Raw genomic sequence first — 25,586 nt, forward strand, 5'->3', positions numbered from 1 at the left:
GCCCCGCCTCTTACACCACATCTCTGCGCGCTACCGCGTGCAAGCCGTGTGAGCAGCATTTGGGGCTGTTTTGGCTGTTACTAAAAAGGTGACAGTACTCATATTTGCCATTTTTTGCCCACAGGGCTTGGAGTGGGCCGTCAATCAGGTCCCAGGGGAGGCGGCTCGAGGCCCAAAGGACACAAAACGGGGGCGCAGGTTGTCCTGTGCCCCCGTTCTCGGGCGTCATCCGTTCCCTGCGGTCGAATCTACGCCGCTTCGTCGAACTGCGAGTTGTACAGGTCGGCGTAGAAGCCGCCCTGGGCGAGCAGCTCGTCGTGTGTGCCCTTCTCGACGATGTCACCGTCGCGAATCACCAAGATTACGTCGGCGTTGCGGATCGTGGACAGGCGATGCGCGATGACAAAGCTCGTTCGGCCCTGCATCAGCGCATCCATGGCGCGTTGGATGAGCTCCTCGGTTCGGGTGTCCACGTTAGAGGTCGCCTCGTCCAGAATCAGCGCCGGGCGGTCGGCCAAAATGGCGCGGGCAATAGTCACGAGCTGGCGCTGGCCCTGCGACAGGTTAGTGCCTTCCTCGTTGATCATAAAGTCGTAGCCGCCGGCGAGCGTATGGATAAAGTGGTCGCAGCGCGCGGCGCGTGCAGCAGCCTCGACTTCGGCATCGCTCGCATCGGGGCGTCCGTAGCGGATGTTCTCGCGGATGGTGCCGTTAAACAGCCAGGTATCCTGCAGCACCATGGCAAACTCGCCGCGCAGCGCCGCGCGGTCCCAGTCGCGCACGTCGACACCCTCAACGCGCAGCGAACCGCCGTCCACATCGTAGAAGCGCTGCAGCAGCTTAATGAGCGTGGTCTTGCCGGCGCCGGTGGGACCGACGATGGCGATGGTCTGGCCGGGCTGCGCCTCGCAGCTAAAGTCGTGGATGATGGTCTTGTCCGGCGTGTAGCCAAACTTGACATGGTCAAACTCCACGTGGCCGGGGCGCTTCTCGGGGATCTGCGCGTCGGCCTTCTGCTCCTCCTCGGGCGCGGCCAAGAACTCAAAGACACGCTCGGTGGCGGCGGCCATCGACTGCATCGTGTTGCTCACGTTGCCCAGCTGCTGCACGGGCTGCGTAAAGTTGCGAACGTACTGGATAAAGCTCTGAATATCGCCAGGCGTGGCATTGCCGGTCAGCGCGAGCTGCGCGCCCACCACGACGACGCCCACGTAGCCCATGTTGCCCACCAAGCTCATAAGCGGCATCATCAGGCCCGACAGGAACTGCGAGCGCCAGCCACTAATAAAGAGGCGGTCGTTTTGACGGTCGAACTCCTCGATCGAGGCCTCGGCGCGGTCGAACACCTGAATGACGTTCTGGCCGGCAAAGTCCTCCTCGATAATGCCGTTGACGGTGCCCAGGACCTGCTGTTGCTCGCGGAAGTACGGCTGCGAGAAGTGAATCATCACGGTCAGGATAATCGCGGCTGCCGGCAGCGTGAGCACGGTGACGCCGGTGAGCGGCAGGCTGATCGACAGCATCATGACGAGCACGCCGATAATCTGCGTCACTGACGTGATGAGCTGCGTCACGCTCTGGTTGAGTGACTGACCCAGCGTATCGACGTCGTTGGTGATGCGGCTGAGCACGTCGCCCTTGCTGTGGCCGTTGAAGTAGCTCATCGGCACGACGGCGATCTTGGCGGCGATCTCCTTGCGCATGCGATAGCAGATCTTTTGCGTGACGCCGGTCATGAGCCAGCCCTGGATGAGGCTGCAGACAGAGCTTGCCAGATACAGGCAGAGCAAAAAGCCGAGCGTCTTGGCGATCCAGGCAAAGTCGACATCGCCGGTACCGTTGACCTTGGAGACCAGGCCTTCGAACAGTTTGGTCGTAACCTGGCCGAGCACCTTGGGTCCCACAATGTTAAAGATGACCGAGCACACGGCAAAGGCGACGGCGGCAAACACGGCAATCTTGTGCTGACCGATATAGCCGAGTAGCTGCCTCATGGTGCCCTTAAAGTCCTTGGCCTTTTCGCCGCGGCCCATGCCACCCATGCGGCCCATGGGACCGCGCCGGCGGGTGGGCTTGGGAATCTGAGTCTTGGTCTTGTCTGCCATTAGTGCTCGCCTCCTTCCATGACGGCTTCAATCTCTTCTTGGGTAAGCCCCAACTCCTCGGCGGAAAGCTGCGACTGTGCGATCTCCAGGTACGCCGGGCAGTTGTGCAGCAGCTCCTCGTGCGTACCGGTGCCCACCACGTGGCCGTCGTCGAGCACGATAATCTGGTCGGCGTGCATGATGGTCGCGATGCGCTGGGCCACGACCACGAGCGCGGCGTCGGTAACGTTTTTGGCAAGCTCCTCGCGCAGGCGCGCGTCTGTTTTGTAGTCGAGGGCGCTAAACGAGTCATCGAACACCACGACCTCGGGCTTTTTGGCCAAAGCGCGTGCGATGGCCAGACGCTGGCGCTGACCGCCCGAGACATTGGAGCCGCCCTGGCTGATGGGGGAGTCGTAGCCGCCCTCGCGCTCGGCGATAAAGTCCTCGGCTTGGGCGATGCGCGCGGCCCGGTGCATGTCCTCGTCGCTCACCATGTCGCCGGCAAACTTGAGGTTGCTCTCAACGGTGCCCGAGAACAGACGACCCTGCTGCGGGATGTAACCAATGCGGCGGCGCAGCTCGGAAAGGGTCATGTCGCGCACGTCGATGCCGTCGAGCGAAATGCTGCCGCCCGTGACGTCGTACAGGCGCGGAATCAGCTGCACGAGCGTGGACTTGCCCGAGCCCGTGGAGCCGATGATGCCGAGCATCTGACCGGCGTGCGTGGTGAAGTTCACGCCGCTAATGACATCGGCGCGGGCATCGGGATACTGGAAGCTCACGTCGCGGAAAGTGAGCTCACCGTGCGGCGCGCTGGCCGCGGGCAGTTTGGGCGAGGCGGGGTCGTTGATGCTCGTGGGGCAAGTGATGACCTCTTCCACGCGCTCGGCTGCGACCTCGGCACGGGGCAGGATAACCGAAACCATGGTGAGGATCATAAACGCCATGACGATCTGCATGGTATAGGAGATAAACGCCATCATGTTGCCGACCTGCATCACGCCGTCGGACACACCCTGTGCGCCAAACCAGACGATAAGCACGGTGATGCAGTTCATGACGAGCATCATGAGCGGCATCATAAAGCTCATAGCTCGGTTGGTGTAGAGCTGTGTGGTCATCAGGTCGAGCGATGCCTTGTCAAAACGCTCGAGCTCATGCTCCTCGCGGTTGAACGAGCGGATGGGCATAAGGCCGTCGAGCAGCTCGCGGGCGGTGAGGTTCACGCGGTCCACAAAGCTCTGCATCTTTTTGAACTTGGGCATGGTAAGGCCCATGAGCACGCCGACGACGGCCGAGACCGCGATGATGGCCACGGCGATGGTCCACTCCAGGCCGGTGTGGTTGGCCAGGACGCGCATGACCGCGACGATACCCATGACAGGCGCCATGAGGCACATGCGAATGAACAGAGTCGCTGCCATCTGGATCTGCTGAATGTCGTTGGTGCAGCGGGTGATGAGCGAGGCCTGGCTAAACTTGCCCACCTCGGCCGGCGAGAAGTGCATGACCTTGTTGAAGGTCTCGCGGCGCAGGTCGCGGGCGATGGAGCAGGCGGTGCGCGACGCCACAGCGCCGGTCAGGATGGTGGCGACCAGCGAGATCAGGCACAGGCCAAACATCGTGGTCGCCATGCGGCTCAGGTAGGCGTTCTGCACGTCGGCGGGGTCGATGCCCTGCGCCTTGTACTCGTCCTGCACGTAGGTCACGGCGCGCTGCGTGACGATAGAGCCCGACATGGAGCCCATTTTGTCCGCCATTTCGTTGGCGCCTTCGACGAGCTTGCCCTGGTCGATCAAGCCACCTTCAACGCCCAGACGCAGGCTCTTCATGGTGATCTTGCCGCCGTCGGCATCAATCTGCTTTTGCATGTTCTGTGCCGCTGCGGCCTTCTGCTGCATCTCGGCGAGCTGCTCGGGCGTCATCGCCGCCATCTGCTCGGGGGTGGGCATGTCTTGGGCGGCGCTGTTGTCTTTTTCGCTGGACGTGCCCATCATGTCGCCCATGGAGCTGGCGTCGATGCCCTGGTTGAGCGAAAGGACGACGGTCTCGGGCAGGCTCATGATGTCGGCAATCTTGCCGCCGTCGGCGCGCTCCTCCTCGGTGCCCTTGTACGTTCGAATGCCGTTGTTGTCCGCCTTGCTAAACACGGCATCCACAGCTTTGGCGTCCTTGGCGCCCATAAAGAGCTTGAGGTCATCGAGCGATTCGGCGCGAATGGTGTCGGGCACGGGTGAGGCGATGCCGCCTTGCTGCACGCCCACATCGACGATGTCACTCATATACGTAGGCAGCGCTAGGTCGGCATTGCAACTGATTACGATAAGTACGATAGCCGTGAGCAGCGCCAGGACATGTTTTTTAAAGAGCTTGAGAATCCTCACTCGGCATCTCTCCTTTCTTGGTTGCGGTCGATAATTTCGTTGGCACGCCTTAGAAGGCGCACCATCTCTTGGGTATCCGTTTCGCCGAGCTGCTCGAGAAAGGCCGCGGTGCGGTCCTCGAATTCCCGACGTTTGATTTCGAGGTCTTGTCGGCCTTTGTCGGTCACCGTGACGTGTACGCGACGACGGTCGGTTTTTGAGTGCTCGCGCTCGACCCAGCCCTTGCCCTCGAGGGCGCGCAGGATGTTGGCGATACGGGCGCTCGAGACCCAAGCGCGATCGGCGAGTTCGCTCGGCGTAAGCGAACCGCCGGCGAGCATGAGAGCGCGCATGACGGCCATCTCGCCGCCCATCGCCTGGTCGACAAAACGCGAAACGTGCTGGTGCATGCTGCCAAACTCGGTAAAGAGCTGACGCCCAAGCTCATGGAAATCGGTATCTTCCACCGAAAACCCCTAACACTAGAAACTATTTTTGGTGAAAGATGATACCCCTGTATGCACACCTTATGCGGTAGATTTTGGGACATGCCTAGAAAACTCTCCGTACACCGTCGGTACCAGCAAAGTTGGGGGCAGATTGTTAGACATGTCCTAAAGCCTACTCAGAGGCACTTTACCCTGCTAAAGCTGGCATAACAGCTAGAGCGCAGGACGTATAAAGGCAAGGGGAAATATCAAGCGATTCGGTGAACGGTAGCCGATGGCGGGAGCGTTTCCTGCGGATTTGTTAAAAACACCCTTATGGTATAAAAAAAGGAACATATAACAGCCCTGATGAGAGGGGTGGCTATGTTATCCTTCACAGACGGGTGAAATCTTGGGTTTAGGGTTGCAAGACCAAGGTGAATAAACGTTTTTCCCTGTGCTAATGTGCGGCGGAAAGCGAATGAAGCCGGTCATGCAGGTCTAACATTCAAGAATTCAATAAGCAGCGGTGTGAGAGAGCGCCGCATTACACGTAACTAGGAGCGTGGTTACACAATGCAGGAGGCATGGGAAGGCTTCAAGGAAGGCATCTGGACGGGAGAGGTTGACGTCCGAGACTTCATCCAGAAGAACTACACCCCCTACGAGGGCGACGAGTCGTTCCTCGCCGGTCCGACCGAGCGTACCAAGGAGCTGTGGGGCGAGGTTCTCGACCTGCTGCTCAAGGAGCGCGAGCAGGGCGGCGTCCTCGATATGGACACCAAGACCGTCACGGGTATCGTGAGCCACCCCGCTGGCTACATCGATAACGCCCATCGCGACAAGGAGACCATCGTCGGCCTCCAGACCGACAAGCCGCTCAAGCGTGCGCTGCACGTCAACGGTGGTATCCGCATCGCTTGCCAGGCTGCCAGCCAGCACGGCTACAAGATCGACGAGAACGTTGTCGAGCGCTACACCTTCGAGCGCAAGACCCACAACGCCGGCGTCTTCGATGTCTACACCCCCGAGATGCGCGCCTGCCGTTCGGCCCACATCATCACCGGTCTGCCCGATGGCTATGGCCGCGGCCGCATCATTGGCGACTACCGTCGTGTCGCCCTGTACGGTGTCGACTACCTGATCAAGGACAAGGAGGCCCAGAAGGCTTCCACCCCGACGGTCATGACCGCCGACAACATTCGCGATCGTGAGGAGCTGCAGGAGCAGATCCGCGCCCTCGGCGAGCTCAAGATGATGGCCGAGACCTATGGTTTCGACATTTCCAACCCTGCTACCAACACGCAGGAGGCCATCCAGTGGATGTACTTCGCCTACCTCGCTTCCGTCAAGGAGCAGAACGGCGCCGCTATGTCCATCGGCCGTACCTCTACGTTCATCGACATTTACGCTGAGCGCGACCTTGCCAACGGTACCTTCACCGAGGAGCAGATCCAGGAGTTCGTGGATCACTTCATCATGAAGCTCCGCATGGTCAAGTTTGCCCGTACCCCCGAGTACCAGGCCCTGTTCACCGGCGATCCGCAGTGGGTCACCGAGTCCATCGGCGGCATGGGTGTTGACGGCCGTACGCTCGTTACCAAGATGAGCTACCGCTACCTGCACACGCTCGAGAACATGGGCACCAGCCCCGAGCCCAACATGACCGTTCTGTGGTCGACCCGTCTGCCCGAGAACTTCAAGAAGTTCTGCGCCAAGACTTCTGTCGCCAGCTCCTCGATCCAGTACGAGAACGACGACCTCATGCGCGTTTACCACGGCGACGACTACGGCATCGCCTGCTGCGTGTCCTCCATGCGCATCGGCAAGGAGATGCAGTTCTTCGGCGCTCGCGCCAACCTGGCCAAGTGCCTGCTGTACGCACTCAACGGCGGTGTTGACGAGGTCTCCAAGAAGCAGGTCGGCCCCAAGTACCGCGCCGTCGAGGGCGATACGCTCGATTACGACGACGTTGTGGCAAAGTACAACGACATGATGAAGTGGCTCGCTGGCGTGTACGTCAACTCGCTGAACATCATTCACTACATGCACGACAAGTATTGCTACGAGCGCATCCAGATGGCTCTGCACGACAAGCACGTGCATCGCTGGTTCGCTACGGGCATCGCTGGCCTTTCCGTCGTGGCTGACTCCCTGTCCGCCATCAAGTACGCCAAGGTCCACCCCGTCCGTGACGAGAACGGCATCATCGTCGACTTCGAGACCGAGGGCGAGTTCCCCAAGTACGGTAACGACGACGACCGCGTCGACCAGATCGCTCACGACGTTGTGCACCAGTTCATGGAGTACATCCGCATGAACGACACCTACCGCAACTCCGTGCCCACGACCTCGGTTCTGACCATCACCTCCAACGTCGTGTACGGCAAGAAGACCGGTTCTACGCCTGATGGCCGCAAGGCTGGCCAGCCCTTCGCCCCGGGTGCTAACCCCATGCACAAGCGCGATAGCCACGGCGCCATCGCTTCGCTGTCTTCGGTTTCCAAGCTCCCGTTCCGCGATGCTCAGGACGGCATCTCCAACACCTTCTCCATCATCCCGGGCGCGCTCGGCAAGGAGGACCAGGTGTTCTTTGGCGATATCGACCTTGATCAGCTGGGCGAGTAACTATTGTTAGTGCTATACTAACAATAACGATTACTGATTGGCGCGCCGGTTTCGGCCGGCGCCTATCAATCGAAGGAGACACATTATGAAGGTTTCTGAAGTTTCCGAGACTCAGGCCGATAACCTGGTCCACATGCTCGACGCTTACGCCGAGAAGGGTGGCCACCACCTGAACATCAACGTCTTCAACCGTGAGACGTTGCTCGATGCTCAGGCTCACCCCGAGAAGTACCCGCAGCTGACCATCCGCGTTTCCGGCTATGCCGTGAACTTCCACACGCTCACCAAGGAGCAGCAGGACGAGGTCATTTCGCGTACCTTCCACAACAAGTTCTAAAGGGGTTTAACTCCCGCAGGATCGCCGGGGCTGTTTGGGCTACCTCCCAAAACGTCCTCGGACATGCAAGAAGCCCTCGCTGCGCACTTCGTGCGGCGAGGGCTTCTTGCGTCCTGCGGAAAGTTTTGGGAGGTAGCCCAAACAGCCCCGGCGGGGTCCTGTGTAGTTACTCTTTAGGCGGAACTCTCCTGATGGGTTGAGAGTTCTGGATACTTGCTTGCTACCGTTTATCGCGTATAGCTACCGTTTGCGGAATAAGTAACACTCCTTCATAAACCGTGTAAAATCTCAAAGAAGCACGGAGTTTTTCAGGGAGACGCTGTCCTTTGCTGTGGGCGAAGGGCGGCGTCTCTCTGGCGCTTGTGAGTCGTTGTTCAATGGGGCGGCGAGCGTGCGCGTGTAATACATAGTCAACGTCGAGATGGGTCGTGATGATAATGGGCAAGTACGTAATCGTGGTTGAGTCTGGGTCGGATGTGACGCCGGAGCTCTGCGAGCGCTACGGCATCGTGCGCGTGCCTATGCATGTCACGATTGGTGACGAGACCGTCGAGGACGGCTCGATCGATCCGCTCGAGATTTACTCGCGCTGTAACGAGTTTGGTGTGATGCCCAAGACCAGTGGCTGTTCGCCAGCGGATTTTGCGCATGTGTACGACCGCATCCATGCCGAGCAACCCGACGCGACTATTTTGCATCTTGCATATTCCGAGGCCACGACCTGTTCGCATCAGTCCTCTAAGATTGCGGCCCAGGGGCGCGACTACGTGTTCTCCATGGACACGCGCTTTGTCTCGGTGGGCCAGTCGCTCGTTGTCGTCGAGACTGCCAAATACATCGAGGCTCACCCCGATGCCACCGTCGACGAGATCTTTGCATTTACGAACTCCGTCATGGACCGCGTGCTGCTGGGCTTTGTTCCTACGGACCTTGCCTTCCTTAAGGCGGGCGGTCGCTTGTCCAACGTCGCGTTCCTGGGCGCCCATCTGCTCAAGATTAAGCCCTGCATTGAGGTAACGGGCGGCAAGTTCGTGGCAACCAAGAAGTTCCGCGGCTCTATGCTCAAATGCGCCCGCGCCTTTATTGACCACATGGTTGCCAAGGGCGAGATCGACTACTCGCACATTGGCTTGGCATATTCGGTAGGTCTTTCCGAGGAGCTGCGCGACGACATGGAAGTCTATGCGCACGACCTGGGCTTTAAGGACATTACCTGGACTCAGGTCGGCGGCGTCATCTCGAGCCATTGCGGCCCGACCGCCTTCGGCGCGGTGCTCACGCTCAAGGCGTAAGGCCTGGCGTCTATCGATATCTATTGTCTCGGCGGCGGGTGGGTTGTGACAACCTTCCCGCCGCTTTTGTGTGGGGCCAAATAGAACAACCCAATTGACCACTAAACCGTTTCACCATCATGCGTATGGGCTAGAATGGCTCTGGCATTTTAATTGGTTGCATCCAAGGAGAGGCAAGGTAGCGCGAATGGCAGAAATGACGCTTGAGGGTGTGGACGCTCGTCCCGAGGACTCTGCGTATGCCCTGGGTCGCGTGCATTCGATCGAGACGATGGGAACGGTCGACGGACCCGGCATCCGCTTTGTGGTGTTTGTTCAGGGCTGTCCCATGCGCTGCGCGTATTGCCACAATCCCGATACCTGGTCTGTTAACGGCGGCACGATGGTGACCGTCGAGCATCTCATGGACGAGTTCCAGAGCAACCATGAGTTCTACCGTAGCGGCGGCATTACCGTTTCGGGTGGCGAACCGCTCCTGCAGCCCGAGTTTTTGGCCGACCTGTTCCGTGCAATGCACAACAATCCCGATGGCCGTGTGCATACCTGCCTAGATAGCTGTGGCTACGCCTTCGACCCTCAGCATCCCGAGAAGTTCGATGCCGTGCTCAACGAGACCGATATGGTGCTGCTCGACATCAAGCATGCCGATCCGGTTGAGCATAAAAAGCTGACCGGTTGCGATCCTGCGCGCATCCTGGCGTTTGGCGATGAGCTTGCCCATCGCAAGATTAAGGTTGTTATTCGCCATGTGGTGGTGCCGGGTATCACCGACACGGCGGAGGAATGCGAGAAGCTAGGTCGCCTGATCGCTCCATGGCACAACGTGGTGGGCCTGGAGATGCTGCCGTATCACACCATGGGTGTCGTCAAATACGAGCAGCTGGGGATTCCCTATAAGCTTGAGGGCGTGCCCCAGATGGATACCGCGCGCATGCCCGAGCTGCGCAACGCCGTCATGACGGGCATGAAAAAGCGCCGCGCCGAACTCAAAAACGCCATCGACTAGCGAGCCATTTTCGCCCCCAAGGGCACTCATTGGGGACAGACTTAAATGAGTGCGCGATGGCATTGCGGGCGAGCATGTTTTGGTGCGCAACAAGGCAGGCTGGATTAGCGAGGATGGTTACTATTCGACATGCGATGCGGGCCTTATCGGCATCGATGGTCGTACCTATGTCATGAGCGTCATGACATCGATGCCGTGGGGCGACCGCTCGAGCGAGGTTACGGCCGTGATTGCAAAGGCTCTGTTTGATATGCGAGCTGCGCTGGCTTAGCGTGTTCGTTTGGCGAGGTCAAACAAAATGCTGGTACCATACCGTGGTTGAGAATTTCGTATAGGTTTGGGGAATGGTATGGCTACCATCGCGATTATCGGTGCGCTCGAAAAAGAGATCATGCAGATTAAGGAAGAGCTGAGCGACGTTTGCGAGGCACGGGAGGCAGGCTTGACCGTTGTGAGCGGCGAGCTCGACGGCCTGACAGTCGTCGCCACAACGGCGGGCATGGGCACGGTGAACGCCGCCGCTGCAACACAGCACCTCATTAGCAAGTATGCTCCGCAGGCTGTTGTGTTTTCGGGCATTGCGGGCGGTTTGAACCCCAAGCTCCATATCGACGACGTGGTCATTGGCAAACGCCTACGCTATCTGGATACCGATACCGCGCTTATCGCCGAGTCCGCACCGGGGCTTGAGGAGTTTGGTTCGACGCCCGCGCTGGTCGATATTGCCGTCGACGTGCTTGCTGAGCGTGGGTTCGTTGACGCTTCGACAAATGCAGTCGCTTCGAACGAGGGCACCAAACAGTTCCTGGTCGGCACGATTGCCACGGGTAACCGCTTTGTGACGGGCGCCGCCATGCGTAACGACGCTATCGAAGCGACGCATGCCGATTGTGTCGGCATGGAGGGCGCGGCGATTGCCCATGTCGCAACCAAAAATGGTGTCGATTGCCTGGTGTTGCGCGCTATCAGCGATAATTGTGACGAGGCGTACGATGCAATTTGCGACCGAGAGTTCGATCTGTTCGAGTACGCGCGTGTCGCAAGTAACATCACGCTCGATATCGTCCGCCGCATTGCCGCTGCGCAATAGCGCGCTCTTTTGTAAGAACCTACGACCAAGGAGTGTCCATGGCCGATTCCATTAACTACCAGCTTGCCAAGTTCGTCGCCAGCTACGGCAAGGTTTCGCAGATTCCCGAGTCCACCTGCCCCGAAGTGAGCTTTGTCGGCCGCTCCAATGTGGGCAAGTCGTCGATTATGAACAAGCTCTTTGGCCGCAAGAACCTGGTCAAGGTTTCGAGCACACCGGGCAAGACAAGCAACATCAATTTCTTCGAGGCCGACGACGTGCACTTCGTCGACCTGCCGGGCTATGGTTTCGCCCGTCGTTCTAAGGCCGAGCGCGACCGCTGGGCCGAGCTTATCGGCGACTTTTTCGACTCCGAGCGCAGCTTTAACTTGGTCGTCTCGCTGGTGGACATTCGTCACGACCCCAGCAAGCTCGATCATGACATGATCGACTACCTGCAGGGCAACGAGTTCAACTTTATCGTCTGCCTCACCAAAGCCGACAAGCTCAGCCGCACCCAGCAGGCCCGCCAGGCGGCAGCCATCAAAAAGCAGCTCAACGTCCCGGCCGAAAACGTAATCATCACAAGCTCCCAGACCGGCACCGGCATCGATGAACTCAAGCGCCGCATCGCCGAGGCCTGCCTCTAATCGGGCTGCAACCCCTCAAAAGCTCTCATCTATATCACCCCAGTGATAGTTATTGGTAAACTATCACTGGGGTGATATTTTTTAGGAGGTCGATATGGAGCTTTGGCACGGGTCGGAGGTTGTTGTCGAGCATCCATCGTTGGATAAATGCAGGCAATTCAATGACTATGGGCGCGGGTTTTATTGCACGCCACATGAGGAAATGGCAATGGAATGGGCATGCCGGACCGAGTCTGATGGCATTGCCAATCGATATGAGCTTGATTTAGATGGCCTTGCGATTTTGGATTTGGAATCAGGTGAGTTCTCGATTCTCAACTGGCTTGCAATTCTGGCGAATAACAGAGAGTTCAATGTTTCAACGCCAGTAGCACGCGAGGGGCTTCGTTATCTGCTGGATAACTGCCTGATTGATATTTCTCCCTATGACGTTATTCGAGGCTATCGTGCAGACGATTCCTATTTCTCGTTTGCAAGACAGTTTGTCAATGGCATGATCTCGCTCAGGCAATTGCAGCGCATTATGTTTTTGGGGGATTTGGGCATTCAATATGCGCTCATGAGTGAGCGTGCGTTCTCGGCGATTAAGTTCCGCGATTGGAAGCAGGCCTCGGGAGCTGAGTTTTATCCCAAACGATTTGAGCGAGAACAGAACGCTCGACGAAAGTACCTGGATACGGTAAACGGATTTGACTCTGATGGTGTCGACATTAGGGATTTGATGGCAGGGAGGGTTGATTTAAATGATCCAAGAGTTAACGGATCGTGGGCCGAGTAGGACATACCCCGTCTACTACCTTGAGGATGCAATGAACAACCTCGGCGACTGCTTTGACTATGCCGTTAACGATTATGGGGCAGAAGGATCGGAAGTTGCTGAACTCTTTTGCCTGAGCGGCGTAGCCCGCGAGTTCGAACGCGGCAACGCATGGGTCGTATCGGGAAAATCGGGCGTTGAGCTGTTTGCGCTCATTGCCGAAAGGTTCGGCTATCAATCAAGGCCGATGCCAAATCGAACCTACCGATTCGAAAAGACACCGGAATATTGGACAGGCTGGATATTGGCATACCTTCAGTGGCGCCTAGGAGAGTCTTTCGAAGATTTGCTGCATGTCGTTCCATTCGATGTGCTACGCAGTCTGTACTACCCCTGGCACGAAGCCTCAGAGGAACGTGTGGCGCGTCTTATTTGCGATATGGCGAAGAAAACACCTCGTCAAACTAAACTGGCGCAAGCAAGAAAGAGGCTCAAGAAAACCCAACAAGACCTGGCATACGAATCGGGCGTATCACTCCGCTCAATCCAAATGTACGAGCAGCGCCAGAGAAACATCAATGAAGCTTCGGTTACAAGCGTAAGAGCCATAGCAAAAGCCCTCCACTGCAACATCGAAGACCTCCTAGAACCAGTCTTCGAATACAAAGAAACCAGCGCCGCCTAAACCAAGCACACAGCCGATGCCCGCCTCTAGGAAGTGCTCCAGCCTAGCAAGAGCCCCTACCAATAAAAAGCAACTATCAGCCCGGCGACTTTCCAGAGCGTAGGTTCCTGTAGCCGCCGCCAGCGAAGTTAACGTAGGGGAGGCCAGGGGCTTTGCCCCCAAATCTTTCCGCAGGACGGCAGGACCCCCGCCGCACGAAGTGCGCAGCGGGGGTCCTGCCATGTCCGAGGACGATTTGGGGGCAAAGCCCCTGGCCTCCCCGGCGGGTATAAGGTACGGCGACTACAGGTATTCGATCTGGGCGCCTTCCGTGTCGCACGTCAGAATGTGCGTGTCGCATTTGGGGAACTGCTCGCGCAGCTTGACCTGCAGGAACTTGGCTACGATAGTGTCATCGGTTACAGCCATAAGGGTCGAGCCGGAGCCACTGATCCAGATGGTCTTGGCGCCGCCATTAAGGCAGGTGTCGCGCACAGCGTTGTAATCGGGAATCAGGCGGCGGCGATAGGGCTCCTGGATGCGGTCGTCGTTGGCGGCGGCAATCAGGTCAAGGTCGCCGGTCTCCAGGCCGCGCGTCATGCCGGCGATGCGGCCCATTTGCCATACGGCGGTGGAGAGTGGAATCTCCTGCGGCACAACCTTGCGCGCCTCGCTCGTATGCACCTCGTAGGGCGGAATCACGGTAATAAAACGCAAGCGATCGCTCACCTCGTAGCGCAGGCACTGGGGGAGCGAATCAGTCGGCGTAAAGGAGCAAACGGCACCGCCCAGGATGGCAGGGGCGACGTTATCGGGATGGCCCTCGACCTCGGTGGCAATGCGGACGAGCTCGGCACGGTCGACGGTGTGGCCCGTCAGCGCGGCGGCCGCCATGATGCCAGCGACGACGCAGGTGGAGCTGGAACCCAAGCCGCGAGCGACGGGCACGTCGGTCTGGATGTCGATGGCAACGGGGAAGGCCTGCTCGCCCCAGGCGGCCAGAGCATCGACAAAGCTCACATAGACCAGGTTGTTCTCGTTTTGGAACTCCTCGGGGCAGCCCGTGATGGTGAGCTTGTCGGTACGCTCGAAGGTGAAGTGCGAGTAGAGGCTGACGGCCATGCCGAGGGTGTCGTAGCCGATGCCTAGGTTGGCGCTGGTTGCTGGGACGGTGATTTTGATCATGTGGGTCCTCCTGGGCGGGTCTGGCCGTTTAGTTCGCTGCTCGGGCAGTCCTGGCTCGCTCGGAAAGCACATTAAGTGCTTTCCGGCTCGTGCGGAACTCGCGACGAACTAAACGGCCAGACCCGCTCGCATGCTCGTCATCATCCCGAAAGCTTAATAAAAAGAAGGTGCGCCGGCTTTCGCCGGCGCTTAATAAGGGGTTTAGTTGGTGCTCATTCGTTTTGCTGCAGACTCGACGTAGCTTGCCATCTCATCGACGTCGCAGACGTCTTCGAAGCGGACGGGCTTGGACTCGAGTTCGGCGAGCTGGGTCGGGGCGACCGTGTTGGTGGCCTGCTCGAGCACACGCATAGCCTCAAAATCATCCTCGGGAACGTCGAGGCCCAAGGCGTCGCAGCAGGCTCGCGGGAACTTGTAGGGGCTGGCGGTCGAAAGCAACACGCGGGCCTTGGCGCCCTCGGCGGGAGCGACCTGCTCAAAGACGTGATAGCCGCAAGCGGTGTGCGGGTCGATCACGTAGCCGTTCGCGTCCCAGCAGCTCTTGATGGCAGTGAGGACCTCGTCCTCGCTGGCCCAACCGCAACCAAAGACGCTCTGAATCTTTGCCAGCAGGTCGGCGGGAACTTCGTAGCGACCAGTCTGTGCCAGCTGCTCCATAAGGCCGGCAACGAGCTCGCAGTCGCCGTCGGACAAGAAGTAGAGCATGCGCTCCAGGTTGGAGCTAATAAGGATGTCCATCGACGGCGAGATGGTCGTGAAGAACGGGCGGTTACGGTCGTAAACGCCGGTGGTCAGGAAGTCGGCAAGCACGTTGTTCTTGTCGCTCGCCACGACGAGCTTGGCGACGGGCAGACCCATGCACTTGGCGTAGTAGCCGGCCAAGATATCGCCAAAGTTGCCGGTGGGCACACAGAACTCTACGGCGTCGCCAGCCTCGATAGCGCCGGCGCGCAGCAGTTGCGCATAGGCGGCAAAGTAGTAGACAACCTGCGGCACCAGGCGGCCGACGTTGATGGAGTTGGCACTCGAAAGCACAGTGCCGGCGGCTTCCAGGCGCTCGGCAAGCTCCTTATCGGCAAAGATGCGCTTGACGGCACTCTGGGCATCGTCGAAGTTGCCGCGGATGCCGCAGACGGCGACGTTATCGCCCTCCTGCGTGGACATCTGCAGATTCTGCACGCGGCTGACTTTGCCTTCGGGATAAAAGACGGTGATGCCCGTGCCCGGGGCGTCGGCAAAGCCGGCGAGTGCTGCCTTGCCCGTGTCGCCCGACGTGGCGGTGACGATCATGATGCGCTCGGCGCCGCCGTCCTTGGCGGAAGTGCGGGCCGTCAGACGGGGGAGCATCTGCAGGGCGACGTCCTTGAAGGCGCTTGTGGGGCCGCCAAAGAGCTCCATCACATAGGTCTGAGGGACGTCAGCGCCCGGTGCGGCGTCGAGTTTGACGAGCGGCGTGACCTCTTCGCTCGCGAACGTGCCGCGGTATGCCTCATTCACACAGGCCGATATTTCTTCGGTCGTGTAATCATTCAGTAACATTCCCAACACATCTTGAGCGATTTCAAAGTACGATTTATCTGCAAGCGAGCTGATATCGACCTGCTGGGTGCCGAGCTCGTCCGAGACAAACAAACCCCCGTCGGGAGCGATGCCGGTACGGATTGCCACCTTACTTGAGCACGATAAAGTGCGTCCTCGTGTACTATGATAAGTTCCCATATAACACTGCTCCTCGGATGCCTTGGTCCCAATCGGTGAAACCATGGTATCAGAGCGCGCAAAATAGGTTCGCAGAGGCTTTTTAGAAAGGTAACCTCCAGCCCATGATTAAGATTGCCAAGTTTGGCGGCTCGTCGGTCGCCGACGCCGAACACTTTAAGAAGATCAAGGCCATTGTCGATGCCGACCCGGCCCGCCGTTTTGTGGTGGTTTCTGCCTGCGGTCGCCGTTTTAAGGGCGACACCAAGGTGACCGATCTGCTCTACTTGGTCAACGCGCACGTCAAGTACCACGTGTCGTGCGAGGAGCTGCTCGAGGACATCGGCCAGCGCTATTTTGATATCGCTGACGAGCTGGGGCTCACCTATCCCATCCGCGAAGAGTTTGCGGCCTTTGCCGAGCGTGCTCGCTCCGGTGGCTACTCTACTGAGGAGCTCGTAAGCCGCGGCGAGTACTTTACCGCTCGCCTGATGGCCGAGTACCTGGGCCTGCCGTTCCTGGATGCCGCGACGGTCGTGGCGTTCCATCACGACGGTACGCTCAGCATGAATCGCACCTCCGAGCTGGTGCAGGAGTACGGTCAGCAGGGCGGCTTTGTTATGCCCGGTTTCTACGGCGCGACGCGTGATGGCCAGATCAAGCTGCTCGATCGTGGCGGCGGCGATATCTCGGGCTCGATTCTGGCCAAGTGCCTGGGCGCCGACCTGTACGAGAACTGGACCGACGTCTCGGGCTTCTATTCTGCCGACCCGCGTATTGTTCCCGAGGCTCAGCCCATTGCGCGCGTTACTTACGAGGAGCTGCGCGAGCTTTCGTACATGGGCGCAAGCGTCCTGCACGAGGAGGCCGTGTTCCCCGTGCGCGAGGCGGGCATTCCGCTGGTCATCAAGAACACCAATGCGCCGCAGGACCCCGGCACCATCATTAGCGAGACGGCTGATGAAGGCGAGGCAGAGCCCATCATTACCGGCGTGACCGGCAAGCGCGGTTTTGTCGCCATCAACGTGGCCCGCGACCGCACCAAGCCCCGCGTTGGCTTTATGCGCCGTGCGCTTTCGGTCTTCGAGCGCTATGACGTTTCCGTCGAGCATATGCCCACCGGCGTCGACCGCTTTGGCGCCGTGGTGCAGGAGCAGGATGTGCACGATTCGCTGTACTCACTCGTGGGCGACATCCAGCAGGAGGTCGAGCCGCTCGAGATCGAGGTCGTTGAGGGTCTGGCGCTTATCGCGACCGTCGGTCGTAACCTGCGCGGCCGTGCAGGTATCTCGGGCCATCTGTTTGGCATGCTCGGCCAGGCTGGCGTGAGCGTGCGTATGATTTCGCAGAGCTGCGACGAGATCAACATCATTATCGGTGTCGAGGAGAAGGACTTTGACCTGGCGATTCGGACCATTTACCGTGCCTTCTCCGACGAAAATGGCATTGTGAAGGTCTCCGACCTGGAGGCTTCCGCGCCGGTTGATCCCGCTCTGGCCGCGCTCAAAAAGTAGCGACTGCTCGGTAGATTTTTGGGTCATGTCAAAAAATCTACGGCGGGGCGTTTCGTTTCGGTTTCGTTTCGACGGGGCGGGTTTCATGCCCGTCCCGTTTTTGTATACACTGGGCAAGAACATTCAGCCTGCTCGGCGTGCGGGCAAAAGCCACAACCTTTAAAGGGGGAAGCATGAAACAGTACACGGTTGCTATTTTGGGCGCGACGGGAGCCGTGGGCACCCAGATGCTCGAGTGTCTCAACGAGCAGGAGTTCCCGGTTGGCAAGCTCAAGCTGCTAGCGAGCGCGCGCTCTGCGGGCAAGACCGTCGAGTTCCGCGGCGAGCAGGTTGTGATCGAGGAAGCTTGCCCCGAGGCCTTTGAGGGTTGCGACATCGTACTCGGCGCTGCCGGCGACGATATCGCGAAGGAGCTGCTGCCCGAGGCCGTCAAGCGCGGCGCCGTTGTGGTCGACAACAGCCACGCCTTCCGCATGGATCCCGAGGTGCCGCTGGTCGTGCCCGAGATCAATGCCGACGATATCAAGTGGCATCACGGCCTTGTCGCCAATCCCAACTGCGCGACTATCATCGGCCTGGTTCCCACGTGGCCGCTGCATCAGCTCGCCGGCGTGAAGCGCATGATCGTCTCGACGTATCAGGCGGCTTCGGGTGCCGGCGCTCCCGGTATGGCTGAGCTCGAGGCTCAGCTGGCCGCCCTGGGCCGCGGCGAGGAGATTCCCGAGCCGCGTGCATTTGCCGCCCAGCTGGCGAGTAACCTGATTCCGCAGATTGGCGGCGTCAAGGAGGAGGGCTTTACCTCCGAGGAGATGAAGCTGCAGAACGAGGGTCGCAAGATCATGCACCTGCCCGAGCTGCGCGTGAACTGCACCTGCGTACGCGTGCCCGTGCTGCGTTCGCACTCCGAGAGCATTACGCTCGAGTTTGAGCGCGACATTACGGTTGAGGAGGCCCGTGCTGCGCTGGCTGCCGCTCCGGGCGTGAAGCTGGTTGACGATATGAGCGCCGAGGATGCGCACGATCGCTTCCCCATGCCGATGGATACGTCCGACCAGGACCTGATTTGGGTCGGCCGCGTGCGTCGCGACATCTCGAACCCCGAGGCCGTGCGCGGTATCACCTTCTGGTGCTGCGGCGACCAAATCCGTAAGGGCGCGGCAACCAACGCCGTCCAGATCGCTAAGCTGCTCTGCGAGTAGTTTGACCTGTCCGGCGGGGGCCGGGCTTGGTTTTCAGAACGTCCTCGACCATGTGTGGCGCCTTGTCCTGCTCCTTCGGAGCCGCGGACAAGGCGCCACACTGGTCTGCGGAGTGTTCTGAAAACCAAGCCCGGCCCCCGCCTGCGGTGACGTTGCTGCGAGCTGCCCACGATGGGGCCGTTGTTGGTTGGGGCCGCTGGGCTGATGTGGGGGCACGTGGTTGTTGCGGGCCCTGGTCCCGGCGGCGGCCTCGGCGCTTTGCGCCTGCCGTCTTGGGGGACTGTGGGGCGCGGCCGGCAGCTGCGGCGCGTTGCGCCTGCTGCCTGGGATGACTTTGGGGTTGGTGCGAATCGGGGTCTAATACTTTCCCGAGAAGTGAACGACCTTATTTGGACCCCCGAAGCATTGGCATATTTTGACCGCTATTTCCTGTGGTTTTGCTGCGCGAATCCTGCGGTTTTATGGTCTAAAGGTGTGGATGCTCCGGGGCTTCGTTTTTACTCGTTCACTTCTCGGGAAAGTATTAGAGCTCGGCTGACAGGGGTACCGCTCTGGTGTCGATGCCCTGCGTCTTTTTCGCTTGATTAGGGAAAACAGTCTCGCTTAAGTAATTGCGAGCCCGCCCAGACGTATCTGCGGGGTTGTCTGTACAATTCGCGGTATTATGTTGCGGAGTTTTGAAGGGAGCCGCTGGTGGTCACGACGACGTTTGCTTCGCCTTTGGGCGAAATCTTGCTTGCCGCTGATGGCCGCGGTCTGACGGGGCTTTGGTTTGAGGGGCAGGAGCACTTTGGTTCCACGCTTCTTAAAGAAAGCGCCGAATACGTTGAGGGCACCGATGCAGTTTCGGGTGCCGGGGGCATGCAGACGGTAAATCCGGCCAATGGCGCGGCTTCTTCGGTGCTAGAGCGTTCTTGGGCTTGGCTCAACGCCTATTTTGCGGGGCAGGAGCCTCGGTTTACGCCGCCGTTGCATTTGATTGGCACGGCGTTTCAGCGTGAGGTTTGGTTTGAGCTACTTTCAATTCCGCGTGGCGAGGTCGCTACGTATGGCGAGATTGCCCAGCGTGTTGCGGCTCGACATCGTGTGCCGGGAAATGAAGCGCCCGTTGTATCTCCTCGCGCGGTGGGGGCTGCGGTCGCTCGCAACCCTATTTCGATTATCGTGCCGTGCCATCGCGTGGTCGCGGCCGACGGATCGCTCAACGGATACGCCGGTGGACTGGATCGCAAGGAGTGGCTGCTGCGCCTCGAGGGTGCCTATCTATAAGCTGCAGGCGGCCGCAACGCCCATGCGGCAAGCGCGCTCGCTGTACGGGCGTTGTTTGCAGGGCGAGATGTGAAGCCGCCCGTTCCTTAAGTCCGACTAAGCTATAACCTTGCTTTTTTAAATATGCTCATCGACCTGCTAAGGCAGCACTAAGGCGAGTGCGGGTGCGCTATTATCGGCGCTCACGGAGCGCTTGGTGTTCTTGGCATGCATGGACGAGGGCTCGGCGGGCTTTACCATGGCGTCGATCGATCTTTCGGAGGCGGTGAACAAGGCGGCGGCGCCGTTTAAGTCGGTGGTGGTCTCAGGCGGTAAGCGCCTGTCGACGTCGATTGCGACCGGCGTGCGGACCCATGCCGATGCCGCGGCGGTGGCGCAGGTGGTTGAGTTGCTACTGGACAACGCCACGCGCTATGCGAGCGAGGGCAGCGTGATTGAGCTGAGCCTGTGCGCCGTTTCGCACGGCAAAGGCAAGGGCGCCGCCGAGCTTGTCGTATCGAACGCCGTGGACGAGCTGCCCGAGGGCGACCTGGACCGATTGTTCGATCGCTTCTATCGTGCGGATGCGTCGCGCAGCTCCAAGACGGGTGGCTCGGGCGTGGGCCTGTCCGTGGTGCGTGCCATCGCCGAGGCCCATGGAGGCGCCGCCACCGTATCCGGTCACGGCAACCAGATCACCTTCACCGTTTGCCTTTAAAACCTGCCAAAAAGGAACAGGTTTATTTTGGCAGGTTTTATCTGGGGAAACGTCCGCAGGAGAGGGCATGGGCGGTGTGAACATATGCATCTCTACCTGCTAAAATATAGGCATCGTTATTCGGCTCCTGAGTGGAAAGGAGACGGTCATGCAGTACGAGATCGGCGGAGGGGCTTTCCCGGTTGTTACATGCAACCTTAGCGATGGCGAATCCATGATCACCGAAAGCGGCGCCATGGCTTGGATGACCCCCAACATGGAAATGTCTACCTCGGGCGGTGGCATCGGCAAGATGTTCTCCAAGGCTTTTTCGGGTGAGGCATTGTTCCAAAACATTTGGACCGCGCGTGGCGATGGCATGATCGCGTTTGGCTCCTGCTTCCCCGGCCGCATCGTGCCAATCGAGATCGGTCCGGGCAAGAGCTGGATTTTGCAGAAGCGTTCGTTCCTTGCCGCGGAAAGTGGCGTCGAGTTGAGCATTCACTTTAACAAGAAGGCAAAGGCCGGCGTCTTTGGCGGCGAGGGCTTTATCATGCAGAAGCTCACGGGCTCGGGTGTTGCTTTTGCCGAGATCGACGGCGACCTGGTTGAGTACGAGCTCGCTGCTGGCCAGCAGATGATTGTGGATACCGGCAACGTGGCCGGCTTTGAGGAGACCGTGAGCATCGACGCTCAAATGGTCAAGGGCGTCAAAAACATCATGTTTGGTGGCGAGGGCGTGTTCAACACCGTGCTCACCGGTCCCGGTCGCATCTGGTTGCAGACGATGCCCATTTCCAATCTTGCGGCAGCAGTGGCCTCGATGACCAACAACAATAACTAGTCCGCATAGGATAGCGCGCGGCGGGCTTACCCTGTCGCGCGCTTTTTTGCTGGCAAACGCCTCGCTTATAGAGTGTGGCTGCGCTGCTACAGCGAGCGTCGTCATCTCGTCACCCTGATAGCTTGCGGCAAGCGTGGCAATGAGGAGTGAGAATTTGAGTGCTCAGTCCCAAGGCATAATGGCGGCCATGCCAACAAGCAAAAACGAGTTGCCGGTGTCACGGAAAGGCAGGCGTCGGTCGATTCCACGTGAGACGGCTGTGCCGATCTGCACGGCCGCCCCTGCGCGTCCCGCGCTGCCCCCAAAGAGGTACGTTTCCCCATATAAAACCTGCCAAAATAAACCTGTCTCTTTTTGATAGGTGCGAAATGGGTAATACTAAAGAGTTATCCGACCAGATGGGAACCGATCGATGGCCTATATCGAATTTAAAGACGTCATCAAAGCATACGGCGAGGGCGATGCCCGCATTCACGCGCTCGACGGCGCGAGCTTTACCGTTGAGCGTGGCGAGCTTGCCATTATCTTGGGCGCTTCGGGCGCCGGTAAAACCACGGCGCTCAACATTCTGGGTGGCATGGATACGGCGACTTCCGGCACCGTGACGGTGGACGGGCGCGATGTGAGCTCCGCTAACGAGGCGCAGCTCGTGGAATACCGCCGCGCCGACGTCGGCTTTGTCTTCCAGTTCTACAATCTGGTCCCCAACCTGACGGCGCTCGAAAATGTTGAGCTTGCGGCGCAAATCTGCCCCGATTCGCTCGATGCCGAGCAAACGCTTTGCCAGGTTGGCCTGGGCGACCGCCTTGCTAACTTCCCCGCGCAGCTATCGGGCGGCGAGCAGCAGCGTGTGTCCATTGCCCGCGCGCTGGCCAAAAACCCCAAGCTGCTTCTATGCGACGAGCCCACGGGCGCCCTCGACTACAAAACCGGCAAGCAGATCTTGCAGCTGCTGCAGGACACCTGTCGCAAGCAGGGCATTACGGTCATTATCATCACCCACAACTCTGCGCTGGCGCCCATGGCCGATCGCCTGATCCGCTTTAAGAGCGGCCGCGTGGAGAGCGAGACGGTCCAGCAAAATCCCGTGTCTATCGAGACAATCGAGTGGTAGCGCCCATGGACCAGGACCGCCAAAACAGCCAAAACCACGATACGGAGCACGCGGGCCGCGACCGGGAGTTCGCGACCTACCGTACCGCCCAAAGCTCAAACGATATGGTGCCGACGGTATTTCGCCGTGGCATCTACCGCACAATCCGCGGCAGTCTTAAGCGCTTCCTATCTATCGTGGTCATCACCGCGCTCGGCGTGAGCGTGATGTGCGGCCTCAAGGCGGGTTGCGAGGATCTGTGCGATTCGGTCGACGCCTACTTCGACCAGCAAAATGTCTATGACATTAACGTGCAGTCGACCTATGGCCTGACTGACGATGATCTCGACGCCATCCAAGAGGTCGATGGCGTCGAAACGGCCGAGGGCATCTACGCCGAGACCGCCTACACCGCCGTGGGCACAACGCGCGAGCGCGTGGTCGTGCAAAGTCTCTCCAAGGAGAACATCGATCAGCCGGTGCTCGTGAACGGCGATTTGCCCGAGAGCGCCGATGAAGTCGCGGTGACTTCGAAGTTCCTGAAGGCTTCGGGCAAAAAGCTCGGCGATACGGTGAGTTTTGCCGCCAATGACGCGAGCTCGTCGAACCAAAGCGCCAAGGATCAGTTTGCCGCGGGCGATTACACCATTACGGCCGAGGTCCTCGATCCCACTGATGTGAGCTCCGACTCGACAGTCAACGCCTTTCGCGCTGCTTCGGCGGCGGACTATAAGTTCTATGTGAGCGAGGACGCCGCGACGTCGTCGTCCTATTCCGCAGTCCACGTAGTCGTCGAAGGAGCCAAGAGCCTCAACTCCTATTCGGATGCCTACGCGGCAAAGATCAACAAGGTCAAGGGCAATATAGAGAAGATCCGCGAGGAGCGTGAGAAGGCGCGCGCTCAGGAACTGACAGTCGACACGCCGGCAAGCTTGGATGCGGCCGAGCGCCAGGCGAATATGCTCTTTGGGATTGAGCAGGACAACATCAATCGCATGGCCCAGGGCAGCGAGGAACGCGTCCAGGCTCAGGCCGACCTGGATCAGCGCCGCGCCGCCGCCGACCAGCAGTTTGCCGATGCCCGCGCCGAGCTTTCCGATTTGGGTGAATGCACGTGGTACATCCAGGACCGCGACAATATCGCAAGCTACTCAAGCGTGGAGAGCGATAGCTCGTCAATTGAGGCTATTGCGACGGTGTTCCCGTTCATCTTCTTTATCGTCGCCGTGCTCATCAGCCTCACCACCGCCACGCGTATGGTCGAGGAGGAGCGCACGCTCATTGGCCTGTACAAGGCGCTCGGCTACTCGCGCGAGCGCATCCTGTCCAAATACGTGGACTATGCGCTGTGGGCGTGCCTGATTGGCGGCGTGCTCGGCAATATCATCGGCTTTGTGGGCCTGCCGCTGTTCCTGTTTACGGTGTTCGACGACATGTACTCGCTGCCCCAGATGCTGCTTTCGTACGACATCGTGTCCTCGATCGTCTCGGTGGCGCTGTTTGCCGTGGGCGTGGTGGGCGCCACAATTATCGCCTGCCGCCACGAGATGGCCGAGACCCCGGCCTCGCTCATGCGCCCCAAGGCCCCGCGCGCCGGCTCGCGCATTCTGCTCGAGCGCATCGGCTTTATCTGGCGCCGCATGGGCTTTTTGAACAAGGTGGCTGCGCGCAACCTGTTCCGTTACAAAAAGCGTGCCTTTATGACCATCTTTGGCATCGCGGGTTGCACCGCGCTTGTGATCTGCGGTATGGGTATTCGCGATACGTCGGTGGCGCTTTCGCCCAAACAGTACGGGCATATCACGCGTTATGACTTGCTGGCGGTCGCCAACCCCGATGACTTTACGCAGACGTGCGCGGCGTTGGATGAGCGCAGCGCGGCCAATGATTCCAACGTGACCGTGACTTCGACGCTGCCGATTATGACCGACAACGTCACCTTTACGTTTGGCGGCAAGAGCGAGACCGTGCAGCTGATCGTGGTGCCCGATGACCGCACGAACGACCTGGACGACTATGTGCGCCTCGAGGACGAGTCCAAAGAGCCGCTGTCTTTGCGTGACGGAGACGTGTATCTGAGTAAGAGTTCACAGCTGGTGCTGGGGATTCAGCCGGGCGATACGGCATACGTCCAGGATTCGTCGCTCAATGTTGCCAAGGTCAAAGTCAGTGACATTTCGCTTAACTATCTTGGCAACACGCTTTACATGACGCAGGGCACCTATGAGCGCGCGTTCGGTCGAAGCGCACGCCTCAACGGCGTCTTTGTGCTGCTTAAGGGCTCGTCGGCCGACCAGATTGCGTTTAGCAAGAAGCTTAAGAGCGACGGTTGGCTCACCATCTCGAGCACGGCCGAACATTGGCAGAACTACGAGGCGAACTTTGCGATCATCAATTCGGTCGTGGTGCTCGTGACTTTTATGGCGGCATGCCTGTCGTTTGTGGTGGTGTTTACGCTGTCCAACACGAATATCTCCGAGCGCGAACGCGAGCTGGCGACCATCAAGGTGCTGGGCTTCCGCCGTGGCGAGGTGCACCATTACGTCAACAAGGAGACGTTGATCCTCACGGCAATTGGCGCCGCGCTGGGCGTGCCACTGGGCGGCTTGCTGGCCGAGAGTTTTACGTACATTTTGCAGATGCCGTCGCTGTACTTTGACGTCGAAGTCGAGCCGCTAAGCTACGTGCTCGCCGTGGTGCTTTCCTTTGGCTTTACGTTTATCGTCAACCTAGCCACCAATCGTACCCTCAACAAGATCGACATGGTCGGCGCCCTCAAGAGCGCCGAGTGACCTGCCAAAAAGGGACAGGTTTATTTTGGCAGGTT

21 protein-coding genes and 1 pseudogene are annotated in these 25,586 nt (G+C 59.2%); 16 read left to right on the forward strand and 6 right to left on the reverse strand.

All coding sequences use genetic code 11. The annotated features are described in order from the left end of the window. Nucleotides 1-248: 248 nt before the first annotated feature. The 3 genes from DWX39_RS02235 to DWX39_RS02245 are packed head-to-tail and all read right to left on the reverse strand — an operon-like array spanning nt 249 to nt 4,917. Nucleotides 249-2,105, reverse strand: coding sequence for an ABC transporter ATP-binding protein (locus DWX39_RS02235; RefSeq protein WP_233508939.1), 1,857 nt, complete (start codon nt 2,103-2,105; stop codon nt 249-251). After that, nucleotides 2,105-4,471 (reverse strand): ABC transporter ATP-binding protein, encoded by a 2,367-nt coding sequence (locus tag DWX39_RS02240; protein WP_117758357.1) that lies wholly within the window; start codon nt 4,469-4,471, stop codon nt 2,105-2,107. The genes DWX39_RS02235 and DWX39_RS02240 overlap by 1 nt, the downstream gene beginning before the upstream one ends. Next, nucleotides 4,468-4,917, reverse strand: a complete 450-nt coding sequence (locus tag DWX39_RS02245; protein ID WP_117758358.1) for a MarR family winged helix-turn-helix transcriptional regulator — start codon at nt 4,915-4,917, stop codon at nt 4,468-4,470. Before DWX39_RS02245 ends, DWX39_RS02240 begins: the two co-directional genes overlap by 4 nt. Nucleotides 4,918-5,454: 537 nt before the next feature. Here DWX39_RS02245 and pflB point away from each other — a divergent pair. The 9 genes from pflB (at nt 5,455) to DWX39_RS02290 (ending at nt 13,302) form a co-directional block, all read left to right on the forward strand. Next, entirely contained in the window at nt 5,455-7,506 is a 2,052-nt protein-coding gene (gene pflB / locus DWX39_RS02250) for a formate C-acetyltransferase (RefSeq protein WP_117758359.1), read from the forward strand. 85 nt (nt 7,507-7,591) lie between these two features. After that, the gene (grcA3, locus tag DWX39_RS02255) at nt 7,592-7,843 is read left to right on the forward strand and encodes an autonomous glycyl radical cofactor GrcA3 (protein ID WP_055252439.1); all 252 of its coding nucleotides are present in this window, start codon (nt 7,592-7,594) and stop codon (nt 7,841-7,843) included. A 437-nt stretch (nt 7,844-8,280) separates the two neighbouring features. Continuing rightward, nucleotides 8,281-9,135 carry a DegV family protein gene (locus tag DWX39_RS02260; protein WP_117758360.1) on the forward strand — a complete coding sequence of 285 codons (855 nt, stop codon included), beginning with the start codon at nt 8,281-8,283 and terminating at the stop codon, nt 9,133-9,135. 187 nt (nt 9,136-9,322) lie between these two features. Then, a complete protein-coding gene (gene pflA / locus DWX39_RS02265) occupies nt 9,323-10,141 on the forward strand; it encodes a pyruvate formate-lyase-activating protein (RefSeq protein WP_117758361.1) in 819 nt (272 codons plus the stop codon). Nucleotides 10,142-10,190: 49 nt separating this feature from the next. Next, entirely contained in the window at nt 10,191-10,412 is a 222-nt protein-coding gene (locus DWX39_RS02270) for a hypothetical protein (protein WP_117758362.1), read from the forward strand. A 78-nt stretch (nt 10,413-10,490) separates the two neighbouring features. Next, a complete protein-coding gene (gene mtnN / locus DWX39_RS02275) occupies nt 10,491-11,231 on the forward strand; it encodes a 5'-methylthioadenosine/S-adenosylhomocysteine nucleosidase (RefSeq protein WP_099432169.1) in 741 nt (246 codons plus the stop codon). 38 nt (nt 11,232-11,269) lie between these two features. Beyond that, nucleotides 11,270-11,860, forward strand: a complete 591-nt coding sequence (gene yihA, locus DWX39_RS02280; RefSeq protein WP_055252447.1) for a ribosome biogenesis GTP-binding protein YihA/YsxC — start codon at nt 11,270-11,272, stop codon at nt 11,858-11,860. Nucleotides 11,861-11,954: 94 nt separating this feature from the next. After that, nucleotides 11,955-12,638: a DUF3990 domain-containing protein gene (locus DWX39_RS02285; protein ID WP_117758363.1), complete on the forward strand. Its 684-nt coding sequence runs from the start codon at nt 11,955-11,957 to the stop codon at nt 12,636-12,638. A 31-nt stretch (nt 12,639-12,669) separates the two neighbouring features. Then, nucleotides 12,670-13,302: a helix-turn-helix transcriptional regulator gene (locus tag DWX39_RS02290; protein WP_117758364.1), complete on the forward strand. Its 633-nt coding sequence runs from the start codon at nt 12,670-12,672 to the stop codon at nt 13,300-13,302. A 282-nt stretch (nt 13,303-13,584) separates the two neighbouring features. Here DWX39_RS02290 and thrB read toward each other — a convergent pair whose 3' ends face one another. Beyond that, on the reverse strand, nt 13,585-14,466 hold the full coding sequence (gene thrB / locus DWX39_RS02295; RefSeq protein WP_117648278.1) for a homoserine kinase: 882 nt from the start codon (nt 14,464-14,466) through the stop codon (nt 13,585-13,587). 201 nt (nt 14,467-14,667) lie between these two features. Then, nucleotides 14,668-16,185 carry a threonine synthase gene (thrC, locus tag DWX39_RS02300; RefSeq protein WP_117758365.1) on the reverse strand — a complete coding sequence of 506 codons (1,518 nt, stop codon included), beginning with the start codon at nt 16,183-16,185 and terminating at the stop codon, nt 14,668-14,670. Between the two features lie 104 nt (nt 16,186-16,289). Between thrC and DWX39_RS02305 the strand changes: the two genes are divergently transcribed. From DWX39_RS02305 to DWX39_RS02325, 5 genes are all read left to right on the forward strand, one after another. Further along, the gene (locus DWX39_RS02305; protein ID WP_117758366.1) at nt 16,290-17,678 is read left to right on the forward strand and encodes an aspartate kinase; all 1,389 of its coding nucleotides are present in this window, start codon (nt 16,290-16,292) and stop codon (nt 17,676-17,678) included. A gap of 173 nt (nt 17,679-17,851) precedes the next feature. After that, entirely contained in the window at nt 17,852-18,877 is a 1,026-nt protein-coding gene (locus tag DWX39_RS02310; protein WP_117758367.1) for an aspartate-semialdehyde dehydrogenase, read from the forward strand. A gap of 693 nt (nt 18,878-19,570) precedes the next feature. After that, on the forward strand, nt 19,571-20,146 hold the full coding sequence (locus DWX39_RS02315; RefSeq protein ID WP_233508860.1) for a methylated-DNA--[protein]-cysteine S-methyltransferase: 576 nt from the start codon (nt 19,571-19,573) through the stop codon (nt 20,144-20,146). 196 nt (nt 20,147-20,342) lie between these two features. Further along, nucleotides 20,343-20,843 carry an ATP-binding protein gene (locus DWX39_RS02320; RefSeq protein ID WP_117758369.1) on the forward strand — a complete coding sequence of 167 codons (501 nt, stop codon included), beginning with the start codon at nt 20,343-20,345 and terminating at the stop codon, nt 20,841-20,843. 148 nt (nt 20,844-20,991) lie between these two features. After that, nucleotides 20,992-21,666, forward strand: coding sequence for a TIGR00266 family protein (locus DWX39_RS02325; RefSeq protein ID WP_117629922.1), 675 nt, complete (start codon nt 20,992-20,994; stop codon nt 21,664-21,666). A gap of 162 nt (nt 21,667-21,828) precedes the next feature. Here DWX39_RS02325 and DWX39_RS11335 read toward each other — a convergent pair. Continuing rightward, nucleotides 21,829-21,969: pseudogene (locus DWX39_RS11335) on the reverse strand (hypothetical protein); the annotation flags it as partial. A 109-nt stretch (nt 21,970-22,078) separates the two neighbouring features. On the opposite strand from DWX39_RS11335, the gene DWX39_RS02335 reads away from it, so the two are divergent. Next, nucleotides 22,079-22,780 carry an ABC transporter ATP-binding protein gene (locus DWX39_RS02335; RefSeq protein WP_117758371.1) on the forward strand — a complete coding sequence of 234 codons (702 nt, stop codon included), beginning with the start codon at nt 22,079-22,081 and terminating at the stop codon, nt 22,778-22,780. A 5-nt stretch (nt 22,781-22,785) separates the two neighbouring features. Continuing rightward, nucleotides 22,786-25,551, forward strand: a complete 2,766-nt coding sequence (locus tag DWX39_RS02340) for an FtsX-like permease family protein (protein WP_233508859.1) — start codon at nt 22,786-22,788, stop codon at nt 25,549-25,551. Nucleotides 25,552-25,586 lie beyond the last annotated feature (35 nt).

The sequence above is a fragment of the Collinsella sp. AF19-1LB genome (genome assembly GCF_003459655.1).
GTDB lineage: Bacteria > Actinomycetota > Coriobacteriia > Coriobacteriales > Coriobacteriaceae > Collinsella.